The sequence below is a fragment of the Thalassospira profundimaris WP0211 genome (assembly GCF_000300275.1).
Lineage (GTDB): Bacteria > Pseudomonadota > Alphaproteobacteria > Rhodospirillales > Thalassospiraceae > Thalassospira > Thalassospira profundimaris.
The window spans coordinates 444245-462223 of the sequence record NZ_AMRN01000002.1; the positions used below are offsets into that span (position 1 = coordinate 444245).

At 54.6% G+C, this 17979-nt stretch carries 12 protein-coding genes; 8 read left to right on the forward strand and 4 right to left on the reverse strand.

The annotated features are described in order from the left end of the window. Positions 1 to 67: 67 nt before the first annotated feature. Positions 68 to 1861: a chloride channel protein gene (locus TH2_RS06285; protein WP_008889568.1), complete on the forward strand. Its 1794-nt coding sequence runs from the start codon at positions 68 to 70 to the stop codon at positions 1859 to 1861. A 69-nt stretch (positions 1862 to 1930) separates the two neighbouring features. Here TH2_RS06285 and TH2_RS06290 read toward each other — a convergent pair whose 3' ends face one another. After that, positions 1931 to 2524 (reverse strand): hypothetical protein, encoded by a 594-nt coding sequence (locus TH2_RS06290; RefSeq protein WP_008889569.1) that lies wholly within the window; start codon positions 2522 to 2524, stop codon positions 1931 to 1933. Positions 2525 to 2846: 322 nt separating this feature from the next. On the opposite strand from TH2_RS06290, the gene wecB reads away from it, so the two are divergent. The 3 genes from wecB to TH2_RS06305 all read left to right on the forward strand — a co-directional run bounded on the left by wecB (position 2847) and on the right by TH2_RS06305 (position 7390). Next, a complete protein-coding gene (gene wecB / locus TH2_RS06295) occupies positions 2847 to 3953 on the forward strand; it encodes a non-hydrolyzing UDP-N-acetylglucosamine 2-epimerase (RefSeq protein ID WP_008889570.1) in 1107 nt (368 codons plus the stop codon). Positions 3954 to 4075: 122 nt separating this feature from the next. Next, positions 4076 to 6433 (forward strand): ATP-dependent helicase, encoded by a 2358-nt coding sequence (locus TH2_RS06300; RefSeq protein ID WP_040822790.1) that lies wholly within the window; start codon positions 4076 to 4078, stop codon positions 6431 to 6433. A gap of 75 nt (positions 6434 to 6508) precedes the next feature. Further along, on the forward strand, positions 6509 to 7390 hold the full coding sequence (locus tag TH2_RS06305) for a 50S ribosomal protein L11 methyltransferase (protein WP_008889572.1): 882 nt from the start codon (positions 6509 to 6511) through the stop codon (positions 7388 to 7390). On the opposite strand, the gene TH2_RS06310 is transcribed toward TH2_RS06305, so the two are convergent. Next, complete coding sequence (locus TH2_RS06310; protein WP_008889573.1) at positions 7387 to 8142, reverse strand: sulfite exporter TauE/SafE family protein; 756 nt, start codon at positions 8140 to 8142, stop codon at positions 7387 to 7389. The genes TH2_RS06305 and TH2_RS06310 overlap by 4 nt on opposite strands. A gap of 514 nt (positions 8143 to 8656) precedes the next feature. Here TH2_RS06310 and TH2_RS06315 point away from each other — a divergent pair. Both TH2_RS06315 and TH2_RS20510 read left to right on the forward strand, forming a co-directional pair. Next, complete coding sequence (locus tag TH2_RS06315) at positions 8657 to 9742, forward strand: HD domain-containing phosphohydrolase (RefSeq protein ID WP_008889574.1); 1086 nt, start codon at positions 8657 to 8659, stop codon at positions 9740 to 9742. A gap of 19 nt (positions 9743 to 9761) precedes the next feature. Then, positions 9762 to 13340, forward strand: a complete 3579-nt coding sequence (locus TH2_RS20510; RefSeq protein ID WP_081579279.1) for a PAS domain S-box protein — start codon at positions 9762 to 9764, stop codon at positions 13338 to 13340. Positions 13341 to 13389: 49 nt separating this feature from the next. On the opposite strand, the gene TH2_RS06325 is transcribed toward TH2_RS20510, so the two are convergent. Next, entirely contained in the window at positions 13390 to 14127 is a 738-nt protein-coding gene (locus tag TH2_RS06325; protein WP_008889576.1) for an SDR family oxidoreductase, read from the reverse strand. 198 nt (positions 14128 to 14325) lie between these two features. Then, positions 14326 to 14517 (reverse strand): hypothetical protein, encoded by a 192-nt coding sequence (locus TH2_RS21220; RefSeq protein WP_157193872.1) that lies wholly within the window; start codon positions 14515 to 14517, stop codon positions 14326 to 14328. A gap of 256 nt (positions 14518 to 14773) precedes the next feature. On the opposite strand from TH2_RS21220, the gene TH2_RS06335 reads away from it, so the two are divergent. Together TH2_RS06335 and mgrA are read left to right on the forward strand one after the other, a co-directional pair. After that, entirely contained in the window at positions 14774 to 16798 is a 2025-nt protein-coding gene (locus TH2_RS06335; protein WP_008889578.1) for an aminopeptidase P family protein, read from the forward strand. A 109-nt stretch (positions 16799 to 16907) separates the two neighbouring features. Next, positions 16908 to 17960 carry an L-glyceraldehyde 3-phosphate reductase gene (gene mgrA, locus TH2_RS06340; protein WP_008889579.1) on the forward strand — a complete coding sequence of 351 codons (1053 nt, stop codon included), beginning with the start codon at positions 16908 to 16910 and terminating at the stop codon, positions 17958 to 17960. Positions 17961 to 17979 lie beyond the last annotated feature (19 nt).

The window sequence follows — 17979 nt, forward strand, 5'->3', positions numbered from 1 at the left end:
TATTCGCAGGAAAAGCTGATCCTAAGATCATACGCACAATCAATTCGCCAACCCCGGTATTGCTGATATGGCTGAAAAGCTTTTGAAATCGAACATCTTTTTGAACCGAATGCGTCGCATCGTCAAAAGCGAGCAGCTGGTTCTGTCGATTTTGGCAATGATTGTCGGGGCACTGGCCGGGGGCGGCGCCATCCTGTTTCGAGATGGCTTGTTGCTTGTTCAGTCGTTGTTTTTCGGGACTGGCGAAGAAGCCCTTCACCGGCATCTCAGTGAAATTCCCGTCTGGCAACTCATCCTGGCCCCGGCGGTGGGCGGTCTGATTGTCGGGATTTTCATCTACAAGTTCCTGCCGGAAAAACGACCGCACGGGGTTGCCGATGTGATCGACGCGGCATCGTTCCACGATGCACGCATGTCGACCCGCTGCGGGATCAAAAGTGCGATTGCCAGTGCAGTATCGCTTGGCAGTGGTGCATCCCTTGGCCGCGAAGGGCCGGTTGTCCATATGGGCGCATCATTTGGCGCGTGGCTGGCGCGCATTCTTCATTTGCGCCGTTCGGCATCCCGAACACTGTTGGGATGTGGCGTGGCATCGGCAGTGGCGGCATCGTTCAATGCGCCGTTGGCAGGCGCCCTTTTTGCCCACGAAGTTGCACTGGGTCATTATGCCCTGACGGCTTTTGCGCCGATTGTGCTGGCATCGGTCACCGGCACGGTCATAACGGGCATCTATTACGGCGATGAGGTCGCCTTTCTGATTCCCGGTCATGAAATCCAATCTTTCTGGGAGTTCCCGGCTTTTGCGCTTTTGGGCATTATTGCCGGTGTGGCGGCGGTTCTGGTCGTGCGTGCCATCCCGGTCGTGCAAAAAACGGCAAATCGGACCAATGCACCGCTCTGGCTGCGTCCGGCGGTTGCCGGGCTGATTGTTGGCCTGATTGCATTGGTCTTTCCGCAGATTGTCGGTGTCGGCTATGGGGCGATGAATGATGCGCTTAATGAAAGCTACAGCCTGACTTTCCTGATCGGCTTGTTGCTTGCCAAGGGCTTTGCCGTTTCGATCTGCATGGGGCTTGGTTTTGCGGGCGGCATGTTCAGCCCGGCACTTTTCCTTGGGGCGATGCTGGGCGGGGCATTCGGGATGATCGCAACCAGTGCCTTTCCCGAGCTATCATCTGGCTATTCGGCCTACACGCTTGTTGGGATGGGGGCTGTTGCCGCGGCCATCCTTGGTGCACCGATTTCAACGACCCTGATCATCTTTGAATTGACCGGTGACTATGCGTTGACGGTTGCGGTGATGGTGGCATCTGTGCTGGCGACGGTGGTGATGGATCAGTTCCAGGCCGGATCGTTTTTCCAGTGGCAATTGAAATGTCGTGGTTTGTCGACGCGCTGGGGCAGGGAAGTCAACTTGCTGCGCACGATCAAGGTGGATGAGATCATGAAGCGCGAATATGAAACCGTCCCCCTGACCGAGGGGCTGACGACTGTCCGTGAAAAGCTGATCAACGCACCCTATTCGGAACTTTTTGTCATTGATGATCAGGGCAAGTTGCACGGAACGATCACACTGACCGATTTGCGCCATGCAGCCTTTGATCCCAATCTTGGCGACGAAGTCACGGCGGGCGAGGTCGCACGATCAAAGCCGCCGGTCCTTTACCGGACAGACAATATCGAAAAGGCCATCAAGCTGATGGAGCAAACCGGCGAAGAACATCTGCCGGTTCTTAATAGCGCCGAGGAGCGTCATATCATCGGCTTTGTCCATGAAAAAGATGCGATGATGGCCTATAACAACGCCTTGCTGGAACTGCAAAGCGAAGAACGCGGTGATGCACCACCAAAGCTGTTCTAATCCGATCCGCAATGAAAAAGAGCAGCGCTATTTTGCGCTGCTCCGTTCAAGGTTTTTAGGCCGATGTAATCAGGCGGCCAATGCAGGTTGGGTTTGACCCGGCTGACCGGACATGACCTGGGCTGCAACCCGACTATCAAGACCAGCAACGGTTTCAGGAAGATCGTTTGCAGCCAGTTGGGCGGCAACATCGATTTCCTGACGTTCTTTACGGGCCTCAATTTCTGCCTTTTCGTTACGTTTTTCCTCCTGTGATGGCGGATTCAAGCTGTCACGAACGGCAGATTTGAATTCTTCCTCGGTATCCTGCTCAGCAAATGCAGGATCGTCTTTGGCCGGATCAGAATTTGACGAGAAGACCCCATTGGAGGCCTCCTCACCGGAAGTGGCATCCTTGCCTTTTTCGGCCACATTGGCCATTGCATCGGCAAAGGATGTCGATCCGCTTCCGGTTGCTTGCATTTCCAGCATGACCGCCTGCACCGCATCAGACAAATCGCCGAATTTGGTGCCATAAAAAGTCGGTTGTGCAGATTTGCTGCTTTGAGGTGTTGCGCTAAATGCGCTGTATTTGTCGATACCTTCGGGTCCACCATCCTTAGATACTGAGGTTTTGGGCGACGATACCGGTAGCCCAAACCCCAATCCAAGAAGACTGTTCATGAAAAATATCCTTCTTCATGGATGTACACAGCACCACACCAAACAAAGGGCGAACCTTTTGCAGGGTGTAACGCGAACCGGGAAAATTCATGCAACTTCAAGACCATTGGCGCTTTTGCAAAGGTCTGCTGACTTCCGCAACCTTGCATGCGGCCGAACATATCGAGTTTTAGGGTTTTCTGTGTCTTGGGCGGCATAATTTACCCATTATCCAACAGGTTATGACCTTCCAGCCCTTACGGACGATTGGATAAGTGCAACGCGATACGTAACAAGCCTATGATACCGACTGCATGAAGTTCACCGGGTTTGGAGGCCATAGATGCAGCTTCATCTGATTGCGGGCGCGCGTCCCAATTTCATGAAAATCGCGCCTCTGTGGCGCGCGTTGCGCGGGCATCCAACAATCCGGCCGATATTTGTTCACACCGGCCAGCACGCCGATGCAACTATGACCAGTGAAATCTGGCGTGAGCTTGGGCTTCCGCAACCGGGTCATGGGTTGGCTTGGAAGCCGCATGAAACTGATGATCCGACAGCAAGCATCATGCAGGCGTACGAAGTGTATTGTCGTATCCAACGACCAGACATGGTTTTGGTCGTGGGCGATGTGAATTCGTCATGGGCAGCCGCAATGGTCGCAGCAGAAATGCATATTCCCCTGATCCATCTCGAAGCAGGTCTGAGGTGTTTTGACCCCGCAATGCCAGAGGAGCAAAACCGTATCGCTATTGATCAAAAGGCGGACCTCTTGCTGACGCCGTCGATGGATGCAGATGCAAATTTACGGGCCGAAGGGATCACGGCCGACCGCATCAAGCGTGTCGGCAATATCATGGCTGATACGTTGGCAATGATGAAAGGAACGATTGATCAGGAAGAAAGCGCCCGCAAGCTCAATCTCGTTAAAGGTCGCTATGTCCTTGTAACGCTTCATCGGCAAAGCAATGTCGATGATCTCGGACGGCTCCATCAGATATGCCATGCGTTGATGGCGCTCACCACCAAAGCGGAGATCTGTTTTGTCCTTCATCCCCGGACCGAGAAGCGCCTTCGAACATCAAATTTGATCGAGCCACTAAGTGCTGGCGGTGTTCGCTTGCTGCCGCCGATGGGGTATGTCGGGTTTACCAGTTTGATGCAGGACGCAGGCGTTGTCGTAACAGACTCCGGTGGTGTGCAGGAAGAAACCAGCCTTCTGGGCGTGCCATGCCTGACGCTGCGCACATCAACCGAACGTCCAATCACGATCACACTGGGAACCAATCAGCTTGTCGAACTTCATCAGCTGTCCGATACGGTGACATCGGTGCTACATGCGTCGGATTATCGCGTGCGGCAGCCCGCAGATATCCCGCTGTGGGATGGTATGACGGCGTCGCGTGTTGTTCGGGAACTCGAAGCCTTTCTGCCGGGCAGAGCCGGTTGATACAAACGTTCCCGCGAAGGGCTTGGTAGACGCCCGCAATGTGGTGCAGAATGTAAAAATCGTCGGGTCAATATGGAACGAGACTGGCCCCCTTCGCACAGCGTGATATATATGCGGTCATGATGGATGATCCCTTCGAAATTGATGAATTCGCCGCCAGCCCCGAAATGCGTCTGGCCGATACACCGACCCCGGCATATCTCGACAATCTGAATGCCGAGCAGCGCGATGCTGTCGAAACGCTCGACGGGCCATTGCTGGTTTTGGCGGGTGCGGGGACCGGGAAAACACGCGTTTTGACGACGCGTCTGGCGCATCTTCTGGAAACCAAGGCACAGACCGAACGCCTGCATCCGCAGCAAATCCTTGCCGTGACCTTTACCAACCGTGCGGCAAAGGAAATGCAGGAACGTGTGGCACAGGCGCTTGGTCGTCCGGTTGAAGGCTGGTGGCTGGGAACCTTCCACTCGCTTTCAGCGCGCTTGTTGCGCCGTCATGCCGACCTGATCGGGTTAAAGTCAAACTTCACCATCCTTGATAGCGATGATCAGGTGCGCCTGCTTAAACAGATCATGGATGCCGAACAGATCGATCCGAAAAAATGGCCGGCCAAGCAACTGATGGGGATCATTCAGCGCTGGAAGGACAAGGGCCTGACACCTGAGAGGGTCAATGAAAGTGTCGAGTTCGCCAATGGCGGGGCCAAGCACCTTTACAAGATTTATCAGGAACGCCTCAAAGTCCTGAATGCCTGCGACTTCGGCGACTTGTTGCTGCATTGCCTGACCCTGTTCCAGCAGCACCCGGAGATCCTGAAGCAGTATCAGAACACTTTCCGTTATATTCTGGTCGACGAGTATCAGGATACCAACGTCGCCCAGTATCTGTGGCTGCGGGCGATGGCGATGGTTCATCGCAATATCTGCTGCGTTGGTGATGATGATCAGGCGATCTATAGCTGGCGCGGGGCCGAGGTCGGCAACATCCTGCGCTTTGAGTCTGATTTTCCCGGTGCCAAGGTTGTCAGGCTTGAACAAAACTATCGTTCCACCCCGCACATTCTGGCCGCAGCGTCCAAACTGATCACGTTTAATGATGGCCGTTTGGGCAAGGAGCTGTGGACCGAAATCGATACTGGCGACAAGGTGTTTGTCAAAGGTGTCTGGGACGGTGAAGCAGAGGCCCGCCTGATCGGTGAGGATATCGAAGCCCTGCAGCGCAAGGGCGTTGGCGCATCCCAAATTGCCATTCTTGTGCGTGCCGGTTTCCAGACCCGCGAATTTGAGGAACGTCTGATCACGCTGGGTATTCCGTACCGGGTTGTCGGTGGTCCGCGCTTCTACGAGCGTCAGGAAATCCGTGATGCGCTGGCCTATATTCGGCTTGTTGCGCAGCCTGATGACAGTCTGGCATTTGAGCGCATTGTCAATGTGCCCAAGCGCGGGGTTGGCAAGGCAACGCTTCAGACACTGCATCAATATTCCCGTGATCAGGCGATCTCGCTGCCGGCGGCGGCGCGCGATTTGTTGGATACCGAAGAACTCAAACCCAAGATGCGCCAAAGCATCGGCGGTCTTTTGGGGGACTTCAAACGCTGGCGCGAAATGCTTGGCAACAGCAGCCATGTCGAAGTTGTTGAAACCGTTCTGGATGAAAGCGGCTATACCGATATGTGGCGGACATCGAAGGAAATTGATGCGCCCGGACGTCTGGAAAACTTGAAAGAACTGGTATCCGCAATTGGCGAGTTCGAGAACCTGACCAGCTTCCTGGAACATGTCTCGCTGGTGATGGAAAACGCGCAAAACGATCATGAGGAAAAAGTTACCATCATGACCCTGCACGCCGCCAAGGGACTTGAGTTCGATTACGTCTTCCTGCCCGGTTGGGAAGAGGGCGTGTTTCCGCATCAGCGCGCCATGGATGAAAGCGGGGTCAAGGGCCTAGAGGAAGAACGTCGTCTGGCCTATGTCGGTATTACCCGGGCGCGCAAACGTGCGACCATCTGTTATGCCGCCAATCGGCGCATCTATAATCAGTGGCAATCAGCCCTGCCATCGCGCTTTGTTGATGAGTTGCCCGACGAACATATCGAACGCAGCAGCGATACCGGTCTTGGCGGGCATGGCGGCAACCATTCGCCCGGTGCCTGGGGTGCCGATGACTGGATGAAAATGCCAAGCTGGGCGAGTGATAGCAGTACGCCATCACGCAATCCGGTATCAGGTGCCGGGGAGCGTAAATTCGCCTCAAGCGGTTGGCAGGATCGCGTGCGCAAGAACGTGATTGATGTGAAGCCCGACGGTGAAACCAGTTATTCCACCAGTTCCAACTCATCGAAATACAAGGTGGGTGATACGGTGCGCCATCGTAAGTTCGGGTCGGGAACCGTCCGTGCGGTCGATGGCAACAAACTGGAAATCCATTTCGAAAGCGTCGGCACCAAGAAAGTGGTCGACAGCTTCATCCTGCCGGGGTAAGCCCCGGGCAACATTTTCGGATGACCGATTTAACCGGGCAGAGCACATTTGCCGCCCACACGAGCGAGAAGCGATATGACCGAACCCGTCCTTTGCTATAACTTCAAGTTCGAAGTCGATGGCGCCTATGCGCAGATGTTTGCCGACGCGCTGTTTGATTATTGCGATGCGCTTTCGCATTTCGAGCGTGATGGCAACCCGGATGGTCCTTGGCGTATCGAAGGCTTTGCCGGTGAAATGTTTGACAAGGGCGCGGTTGAGACCGCGGTGTCGATCATGGCATCTGCAGTTGGAATTGATGCGCCAACCGTGACCTTTGGCACCTATGAGCCAAAGGACTGGGTCAGCGAAAACCTGCGCAGCTTCAAGCCGATCTCGGTCGGGCGTTTCTTTGTCCATGGTTCCCACTGGAACGAGGAAATCCCGGTATCGAAAACAGCCCTGCAGGTTGATGCCGGTCTGGCATTCGGGTCTGGCGAACACCAAACCACTAAGGGATGTCTTGCTGCAATCGACTGGCTGGCCAAACGCGGCCCACGTCAGAATGCGCTTGATATGGGCTGTGGGTCCGGCATTTTGGGCATGGCCTGTGCCAAAACCTGGCGGTGCCCGGTGATGATGGCCGATATTGATGCCGCATCGGTTCGGGTTGCACGCGAAAATGCCAAAACCAACAAGATCGCCGATCTTGTCACGGCCATTCATTCAAACGGTTTTCAGGATGCCCGTATTCGTGATGCCGGGTATTATGACATTGTCTGTGCAAACATCCTTGCCCGCCCGCTGCGTGGCATGGCGCATGACCTGACAAGCACGCTTTCGGAAAACGGTGTTGTCATCCTTTCAGGCCTTCTTGCGCATCAGGAACAGTTTGTTCTGTCGGCCTATCGCGATGTCGGGCTTTCCCTGATCAATCGCTTCAAGGTCGAAAACTGGACAACACTTGTTGTCGGCTAAGCCATAAGGGCGAAGACAAAGCGATATATCCCCAAAAGACCAAGGCCGACGATAAGGACGCCAACCGCAATCATAAGCGGCTTTCGCGGGATAATTTTGACAAGCACGGCCGCCAACGGGGCGGCTGGCACACCGCCTATTACAAGTGCTAGTGCCGCCATCCCAAAGCTTTCCAGTCCGAATGATCCGGCAAATGTGACGGTAATTGTCACGGTTACAAAAAACTCGGCCGCGGCAGACGTCCCAAGCATGCGGTGCGGTTCATTGCCGCGATAGACCAGCGTGCTTGACACGATAGGTCCCCAGCCGCCACCCCCGATTGCATCAAGAAATCCACCGATCATGCCAAGCGGGGTAAGCCCGCGGATCGCCGCAGGCGGCTGGACTTTGCGAAGCGCCTTTGCAATTACAAGAACGCCAAGGGCAGTAAGATATACCGCGACAAACGGTGCCAGATAGTCCCCGATCCCCGATGATAAAAGAGCAGCGCCAGCACAGCCGCCTATTGCACCGGCAAGTGCCAGTTGACGGACCATGCGCCAATCGACATTGCGTGCAAAATGGTGGGCTGTGCCGGAAACAGCGGTTGTGGCAATTTCGGCGGCATGGACAGTCGCACTTGCCTGTGCAGGTGGTAAGCCAAGCGTGATCAAAAGGGAAGTTGAGGTCAGGCCATAGGCCATTCCAAGGGCACCATCAATCAATTGGGCGATAAACCCAATCAGAACGATCCACCAGAAAAACTCATCCATCTTCGCCGCAAGCTCCAGGCATGGATCCGATGCTGCAAAGTGTAACAAGTTGGTGGCAATGCGATATTGCGTTGTGATTTTTGGGTGGCATTGCCGTTATGCATTAATGCCACGAGACTTTTGACAATTAGGTTCCCACGGATAACGGGCAATGCCTGTCAGGTTCGCACCGGGACGCGGAAACGCCCATCACCAAAACCGCCTTGTCGGTCGCTGTTGCATGATGACCGGGTACGCGATCCGGTTGCTTTGATCTATTTTCCGTATGCCGTTTTTCTTCGATTCGCATTGCAATCGGGCCTTCGGAACTGAAATCCCGGAGATACCAGAACTTCTCCATCAAATTTCAATCAAAGGTTTTCACTGCTTTTTCCGCGCAATCCCTTGGAAACAGGGCAAAAAACAGCCTGAGAACCGATCTCACACTTTTTGCGTATGTTGCAATATACAATACCAACGGATAGGTTTTATCTATTCGCTCGTAGTATTTTGTATCTGGCATGGGGCAGAGTGATTGAGTGAGCTTGAACGTCGCATTTTGGTTGTAGATGACGAACCGCCGATCCGAAAATTGCTGGCACGTATTTTGGAACGTGCCGGTTTTGAAGTGGTGGTTGCATCTGACGGACTTGAAGCGCTTGAGACAGTAAAATCGGACGCATCATTGCGTCTGGTTGTTTCTGATTTGCGCATGCCAAATTGCAGTGGTCTGGACTTCGTCAAACGGGCAATCAACGAATACAAACGGGATTTCGAATTCATTCTGCTGACCGGGGATGGTGACAAGACCGATGCCGTGACGGCACTGCGTCTTGGTGTTCGGGAATTTCTTGATAAGCCGATTGAACGTGCCGATCTTGAACGCGCCGCACTTGATGCGCAGGCAAGACTGCAGGAACGGGACCGGGAAGTCGAACGTGTTCGGAAACTCGAACTGGAAAATATCAGTCAGTCGAAAACCCTTGATGACATCAGCCGCAAACTTGGCGGTGCCGAACAGGAAATGATCGACCGGCTTAGCCTGATTTCCCAGTATCGGGACATCGAAACCGCCGAGCATTGTGTTCGCGTCGGTCTTTACTCCCAATTGCTGGCAGAGATGGCCGGTCTGGATCAGAATGTTCAACGGACAATCCGTCTGGCTGGCATTCTTCATGACATTGGAAAAGTTGGTGTGCCCGATGAGGTGCTTCTGAAAAACGGAAAGCTGACCGACGACGAATTCAAGGTCATGCAGCGCCACACAGAGATCGGCTTTGCGATGCTCAATTCATCGGACAACCCGGTTCTGGGACAGGCCGCAATCATTGCGCGCTATCATCACGAACATTGGGAAGGGTCGGGCTATTGTGTGGGCCTGTCGGGCGCGGATATCCCGATGATTGCGCGGATAGTCTCACTGGCCGACGTTTATGACGCCCTTCGCAGTGCGCGCCGATACAAACCGGCCTATGGCCACACTGAAGCTGTCAATATCATCACCAAAGGTGACGAGCGAACCTCCCCGGAGATGTTCGATCCGAAACTTTTGGGGCTGTTTGTCGACAATCATCTGCGCTTTGAAAGCATCTATAACAGCATGCCCGACCAGTTGGTCTGAGAATGGGGCCCGATAACTCATGCCAAAAAGATTAAGCGCCAATCTGGACCGGACAAGAAACCGCATCGCAGACTTTATGCTGTTTGTGATGTCGATTGGCGGGTTGCCCGCATTGGTTTCCTCGATGTTGCGCGAAGCAAGCCAGCGTTCGATCACGGTCGAGATCATCCATCTGCTGGTTTTTCTGGCCGTTGTTGCCGGTCTTGTACTGCGCAAGCGCTTATCGACCTTTACCAAGTCGGTTGTGATTGTCGCCGCAATGACAAGCATGTCGTTGCTTTATATCGTCAGGTTTTCCCCCGCAAGCGGCATGGCGATGATGATTGTATCGACCGTGATCGTGGCGCTGTTCTGGCGATTTTCCATCACCATTCGATACGCGGTGTTCTGCGTTGTCGCGATTGCAAGCGTCGGCGTGATGCGTGTTTTCAATCTCGACGGGGGCTTGATCACCGATAGCAGCACCGTTCCCCATACGTTGCCGGTTTGGGGATCTGCGCTGTTTGGGTATGTCTGGATGACCGCGTCACTTGTTGTCGGGATCGTCTGGATGCGGCAGGCACTTTTGCAAACCAGCATGGACCAGTTGCGTTCGCAGAACGAACTGATGTCGGGCAAAAAGTTTCTTGAACAAATCCGCGAAAGTGCGTCCGAAGTCGCCAACCATTTCTCGTCACTTGAGCGCATCGAAAACGCGTCTTTCCGTCCGACATTGAAGCGTTTTGCCAACCTGATGAATTGTGAACGGGCAAGTCTGTGGTTGGAAAAAGATGATGGTGACGTTGAGTGCGTCGGGCTGTTTGATGCCAATGATCCGTCGGCGAAACATGACGGCATGATTTTGAAACGTGCGGTACTGCCGCGATATTTTGCAGCGTTGGAAACCGGGCAGATTATCGATGCGGACAACGCCGTTGAAGATCCGCGTACTTCCGAACTTAAAGACGCCTATCTGATCCCGATGAATATCAAGGCAATCCTTGATGTGGCGTTGATCTCGGCGGCGGGCCGGATGGGCATATTGTGCTTTGAGTCTGTCGGGCGGACCAGAGTATGGCGCCCTGAGGAAATCGTTTTCGCCCATATGGCAGGTGGGTTGTTGGCAGCCGCCGCAGGCATGAAAAATGTCATGGAGGCCAATGACGAGCTCAGCTTCTCGCGCCGTCGTTTTGAGGCGGTTGCCAATTACACCTATGGCTGGGAAAGCTGGATTGCACCTGATGGCAAACTGATCTGGGTGAACCCGGGGATTGAACGCGTTCTGGGCTACACGGTCGATGAATGCATGGCGTGTGGTGATTATCCGCTGTCATTTATTGCGCCCGAGGATCGTGACCGTGTGCGCCACTATATTGACGAAGGTCTTGATGGCCTGTCAGGCAGTGACCGCGAATTCACCGGTGTTCACAAGGATGGCCGCAAGGTCGGTATCGACATGTCATGGCAACCGATCGCCGATAGCGACGGTGGGAACCTGGGCATCAGGATCAGTTGCCGCGATATCACCGAACGCATCCGTTATCGCCAGGATCTTGAGGTTGCCAAGAGTGATCTGGAGGCCAACCAGCGCCGCCTGCGCGCGCACTTCAACAACGCGAAAATCGGGGTGTTTTACTGGACGCCGGACAGAACCATCATCGAGGTGAACGAAACCGCCTGCCAGCTGTTTGGCTATAATGCCGATGAGATGGTCGGCAAGAAGCTTGAACTTCTGGTGCCCGAGGAAGACCGGGCGCGTCTTGGCACTCTGATCGAACGGATCATGGAAACGCAAAACAGCGTCAATAACCGGTTCGAGAATGTCAAACGTGATGGCAGCCGCATCATCTGCGAGTGGTATGAAAGCCCGATATTTGATGCCAATGGCGAACTGGATTGTATCGCCAGTTTCGCACTGGACGTGACAGAGCGTGAACGCCATCAGGAGACACTGGAATCCATTTATCGTGGTATCCGCTATCAGGTCGGTGCCGGGTTCTTTGAAAACCTGACAAAGGTTCTGTGCGAAACACTTGATATGACCTATTGCCACATCGCCGAACTTGTCGGTGACCGGGTGAAGTCAGTTGCGTTCTATTCCCCGGATGGCAGTCGCGGCGGCCTTGATTTCGCCCTGGCTGGATCTGCGGCGGAACGCGTCATCAAGGAAGGCACGTTTGTCTGCAAAGACAATTTTTCCGTTTTGATGAAGGATGTCCAAAAGGTCACTGACGTTGATGTCGTTGGATATGTCGGGGCCGCACTTTACGACAGTGAGGCACGACCGATCGATATTATGGTGACCATATCGGACAAACCACTTGGTGATCCGGAACTGGCGAAATCCATCGTCGAAGTGTTCGCGTCACGGGCGTCTGCCGAACTTCAGCGTCTTCAGTCCGAACGCAAACGTGAAAAGCTTGAACAGCAACTGCGTCATTCCCAACGGATGGAAACCATCGGCGTTCTGGCGGGCGGGATCGCACATGACTTCAACAATATCCTGCAGCCAATCAGTGGCTATGCCGAACTGCTTTATTCCGATTTGCCCGAAGATTCATCGCTGCGTGAAGATGTTATGGAAATTCGCCAGGGGGCGGACCGGGCACGTGATCTTGTCCGCCAAATTCTGGCATTTAGCCGGAATTCAGAAACCGAACGTTCTCCGATTGATGTCGGGTCAATGATTGCGGGCACGGTTCGGTTCGCACGTGGGTCCATGCCATCAAGTGTCTCGATCAAGGTCGAACTGGGGGCGAAATCCATGACCGTTATGGGCAACGCAACACAGCTTGATCAGTGTTTGATGAACCTGATCACCAATGCCTGTCATGCGGTCGGCGATCAGGGTGAAATCCGCGTGAAGGCAAGCCGCTTCGAAGTCACCGAAGACAGTCTGGAGCTACATCCGTTATTGACGGTGGGGCGCTATATCCAGATTAGCGTCGTAGATAACGGCGTCGGCATGGAGCCGGAAACAGCCAAAAGGATCTTTGATCCGTTCTTTACCACCAAGGAGCCGGGCAAGGGTACTGGTCTTGGTCTGTCTACGGTGCATGGCATCGTGACCGGTCACAAGGGCGAGATATCAGTTTATAGCCGTCTGGGGCAGGGAACCCGGTTCGCAATCCTGTTGCCGGAACATGATCGCGAAGCCACGGATGAAAAGCGCGAAACCCGCAGTCTGTCGGCAGGTGCAGGCGGGCATATTGCGGTCGTGGATGACGAGGAAAAGAACCTCAGGCTGTGTGCGCGGATGTTGGAGCGGATCGGATATTCCGTCGATACGTTTAACGAGGCCGCCCAGGCGCTTGAAGCGCTGAGTGCACCGGACGCAAAGTTTGATGCGCTTCTGACCGATCAGACCATGCCGGGCATGACCGGCCAGAAACTGATCGAAAAGCTGCGAGAAGCTGGCAATGACATTCCGGTTGTCGTGATGACCGGGTATGCCTCAGACGAGGTGACCGACGCCTTCAATGCTTTGGGGGTTGCGCGGATACTGGCCAAGCCACTTGATATCATTGAATTGCACGATGGCTTGGCCGCGGTGTTTGGCGAAACAAAGGGCGTGGCAATGGCATCTGCCGATTTGCCGGGAAAGCCTGAAACCCCCTAATAGCAACCAAATCCGGAAAGTGGTCGGGTATCAGGCTTGATCGGTCTCGTTACCGGCCGCCTGATACATCAAGAATGCTGCCTGTGACATAGGACGCGTCGCCCGAGATAAGCCAAAAGATGCTTTGGGCGACTTCCTGTGGATCGCCAGCACGTCCCAACGGGCAATTCGGGCCAAGTTCATGGGCGCGTTCCGGGCGCCCACCACTGGCATGAATATCGGTTTCGATGATGCCCGGACGCACGGCATTGACACGGATCCCTTTCGGGCCGAGCTCCTTGGCAAGACCGATGGTCAGGGTATCGATTGCCGCTTTTGATCCGGCGTAATCAATATATTCGCCAGGTGAGCCAAGCTTTGCAGCAATGGACGAAACATTGACGATAGCGGTACCGGAACGAAGGGTTCGTGCGGCTTCGCGTGCAACCAGAAAGGCACCGAGAACGTTGGTATCGAACACGGCTTTCATGCGATCAATATCCATATCCGCAAGTGTGCTTTGCCGGGCGACAATGCCTGCATTATTGACCACGGCGTCAATCGCGCCAAACCGATCACGTGCGGCTTCAAACAGGGCAATCACGCTGTCTTCATCGCGGACATCGCATTTGCGGGCAATCACATTGCCGGTAAATCCGGCGCGCTCGCACATCGCACATGTTTCATCAGCACTTGCCTGATTGCCAACAAAGCTTAGCGCAACGTTCCAGCCTTTGGCAGCAAACAGAACAGCAGTTGCGCGTCCGATACCGCGTGATCCACCGGTGATCAGAACTGTCTTGGTCATTTCCACTCCGCATCGTGATTATGATTTACTGTTTGGGGCACTATGGCGTGCTGGCCTGCGACTGGTCAAAAAGAAACGGCCCTGCTGTGGAGAAGCAGGGCCGTTTCAGAGGGAAAAGACAAAAATGCCGCAAGGATCATGAACCGTGATCCTGCGCTTCGTCTTTTGATGCAGACCAACCCGGGCGGGATTGATCCGTTATTCCGTATCCTTGGCATCTTGCGGGTCGTTTTTAGTTCGATCCGCAATGTCGTCTGCCGGATGGGCAGGGCCAGTATCAAGACCGAGCGCAGTTTTCTGACCAAGGGCCAGGCGCTCAAGGCCGTCATAGGCCGTCTGGCGACGACGGGATTGTATGACGCTCAAGGCAGTAATAGGAAAACGGATCACCGTTCATGGTCTCCAGCAAATTGACGTCCCGACGGGCCATCTTTTTGTCGCGGGACTGTCATACGTTAACCTTTGGCTAATGTGCATTGCGAAGGTTGCAACGCATTCATACGCGGGATGCATGCACCGGTGTTTCGGGCGGGGAAAAGGGCGTAGTATGTCCGAAAGTTCTTTGGTGCTTGCGCGACATCGGCACAAACCCTTACATAGGTCTTACCACCTGCCCAATGCCCCACATGTTTTAAAGAGGATCTTCATGGCCATTTCCGGTGATGCTCAACTTGCCAAACTGCTTGAAGCCGCCAATGTCGACAAGGATGTTAGCGCTGTCATCGACCTGATTGACGGTGTTCTGGCCGCAGCCCAGGGCAGCACGCGAGAAGACTGGATTGATCTGATTTGCCAATCCCCGGATGATGCGCTTCGGGCCGAATTGCTGGCCCTGCGGGATGAGCGCAAAACGCTTTTTAAAATGGCCAAGGATGATTTTGACGCCGCCCATCGACTGGATGCCTTGCGCACCTATCTGGCGGCCAAAGGCGTTGACGGATTTATCGTGCCGCGTGCCGATGAACATCAGGGCGAAAACGTGCCAGCACGGGCCGAACGTCTGGCGTGGCTGACCGGCTTTACCGGATCTGCGGGTGCGGCCGTTGTGTTGCGTAACAAGGCCGCCGTTTTTGTCGATGGGCGATACACCATTCAGGTGCGCCAGCAAGTTAACCGTGATCTGTTCGAATACCGCCACCTGGTCGAAGAACCGGTTGTCGGCTGGCTGCATGATCATCTGAAATCGGGTGAGAAACTGGCCTATGATCCCTGGCTGCACACGGTCCAACAGGCGACGCATCTGCGGTCTGCCTGTGAGGCGGTCGGGGCAGAACTGATTGCGATTGATACCAACCCGATTGACGCCATCTGGCATGCGCAGCCGCACCTGCCGCTTGGTCCGGTGCGCCCGCATCCAATGGAATATGCCGGTAAATCCAGTTTCGAAAAGCGCACCCAGATTGCCGAAATCCTGTCGCGCATTTCTTGCGACAGCGCCATTCTGTCGGCACCTGACAGCATCGCGTGGCTTTTGAATATCCGTGGTGCCGATGTGCCGCAAACACCGCTTGCACTTGGCTATGCGATCATCAACGGCGATGCCTCGGTCGAACTTTTCATGGACGAACGCAAGATCGCCCCGGAAACGCTCAAATGGCTGTCGGGTGAGGCAACCTTGCGGGCACCGGGCGAACTCGGGGATGCCCTGAAGGCGATGGGCAATCAGGCCGTCCGTCTTGATGAAGCCACTGCAGCAGACTGGCTGCGCATGAAATTGTCCGACGCCGGTGCCACCGTACGTGTCGGGCGTGATCCGGTCGCCATTCCGAAGGCCTGCAAGAACGAGGTCGAACTTGAAGGTTCGCGCAAGGCCCACAAACGCGACGGCGAAAAGATCATTCGTTATTTCAAATGGCTTGATGAAACGGCGGCCAACGGTGATATCGATGAACGCGCCGCTGCCGACATGTTGCTGTCGATGCGTGCTGAAGATCCGCTGTTCCGTGATTCAAGCTTTGAAACCATTCCGGGCAGTGGCCCGAACGGGGCGCTTTGCCATTACCGCAATACCCCGGAAACCAACCGCAATCTGACCCCGGGCGAGATTTTCCTGATTGATTCCGGGGCGCAATATCTCGATGGCACCACCGATATCACGCGCACGACCGTGATCGGGAACCCGACACAGGAACATCGCGACCGGTTCACCCGCGTGCTAAAGGGGCATATTGCCCTTGCCCGCGCCATATTCCCCGTTGGAACAACGGGACAACAGCTTGATACGCTGGCACGCATGCCACTTTGGGAAGCCGGGCTTGATTTTGACCATGGCACCGGCCACGGCGTTGGCAGTTACCTTGGTGTGCATGAAGGTCCGCAACGTATTTCCAAGGCGCCGAACACGGTGGCCCTGAAACCGGGCATGATCCTTTCGAACGAGCCGGGCTTTTATAAGGAAGGCGAATACGGCATTCGCATTGAAAACCTGATTGCGGTAACTGAAATCGATGCGCCGATTGGGGCCGATCGCAAGATGCTTGGCTTTGAAACGCTGACCTTCTCGCCGATTGATCGCAAACTGATCGATCCGGAACTGATGACCAGGGACGAGCTGCAGTGGCTTAACGATTACCACGCACAGGTCTATGCGATGTATGCCGATGATCTTGATGATGATCATCGTGAATGGCTGCAAAACGCAACAGCGCCGATAAAAAAGAAATCAGACTGATTTCACGCCGCGTACTTGGCACTGACAAACAGGGTCAAATGCCCTATTAAGACTGCATTGGATCGATTCAAGAAAAGCGGTAAACCGCTTCTGAAAGCAGGAGGAAGATATGGCTGAAGTCGAAGCCCAGTGGATGGCAAACCCGGACCGCTATAACGATGAAAACTGGGACCGTTGCGGGCGCAGTGGATTGCTTCTGCCGAAAATCACGCTTGGTCTGTGGCAGAATTTCGGTGGCGTGGATGTTTATGAAACCCAGCGGGCGATGATCCGTCGCGCCTTTGATCGCGGTGTGTTCCACTTTGATCTTGCCAACAACTATGGCCCGCCGCCGGGCTCGGCCGAAGAAAACTTTGGCAAGGTCCTGTCTCAGGATCTTAAACGCCATCGCGACGAGTTGATCATTTCCACCAAGGCGGGCTATCGCATGTGGCCGGGGCCGTTTGGGGAATGGGGATCACGCAAATATCTGATTTCCAGCCTTGATCAAAGCCTTAAGCGGATGGGGCTGGACTATGTCGATATCTTCTATTCACACCGGGTTGATCCCAACACCCCGCTTGCCGAGACCATGGGCGCACTTGATCAGATCGTGCGTTCGGGCAAGGCGCTTTATGTCGGGATTTCGTCCTATTCCCCGGAAATGACCCGCGAAGCGCATGCGATCCTCAAAGATATGGGAACGCCATGCGTCATTCATCAGCCGTCGTATTCGATGGTCAATCGCTGGGTCGAGGATGGTCTGCTTGATACCCTTTCCGAGCTTGGCATGGGCTGCATTGCCTTCTCGCCGCTGGCACAGGGTCTTTTGACCAACAAGTACCTGAATGGCGTGCCCGAAGATTCACGTGCCGCACTCGAAGGCTCCTTCCAGAAAGGCATGCTGACCGAGGAAAACATCAATCGCGTTCGCGCATTGAACGAGATCGCCAAACGCCGCGGTCAAAGCTTGGCCCAGATGGCGATTGCCTGGGTGCTGCGCCGCCCCGAGGTAACCTCTGCCCTGATCGGTGCGCGTCACGTTCAGCAGCTTGATAACAGCCTTGATGCGCTTAATAACCTTGAATTCAGCGCAGACGAGTTGGCCGAGATCGATAAATATGCCGGGGATGCCGGTATCAATCTTTGGCAGAAATCGTCGGACAGTCAGGCACCGGTCTGATTCAAACGGTTGATACGAT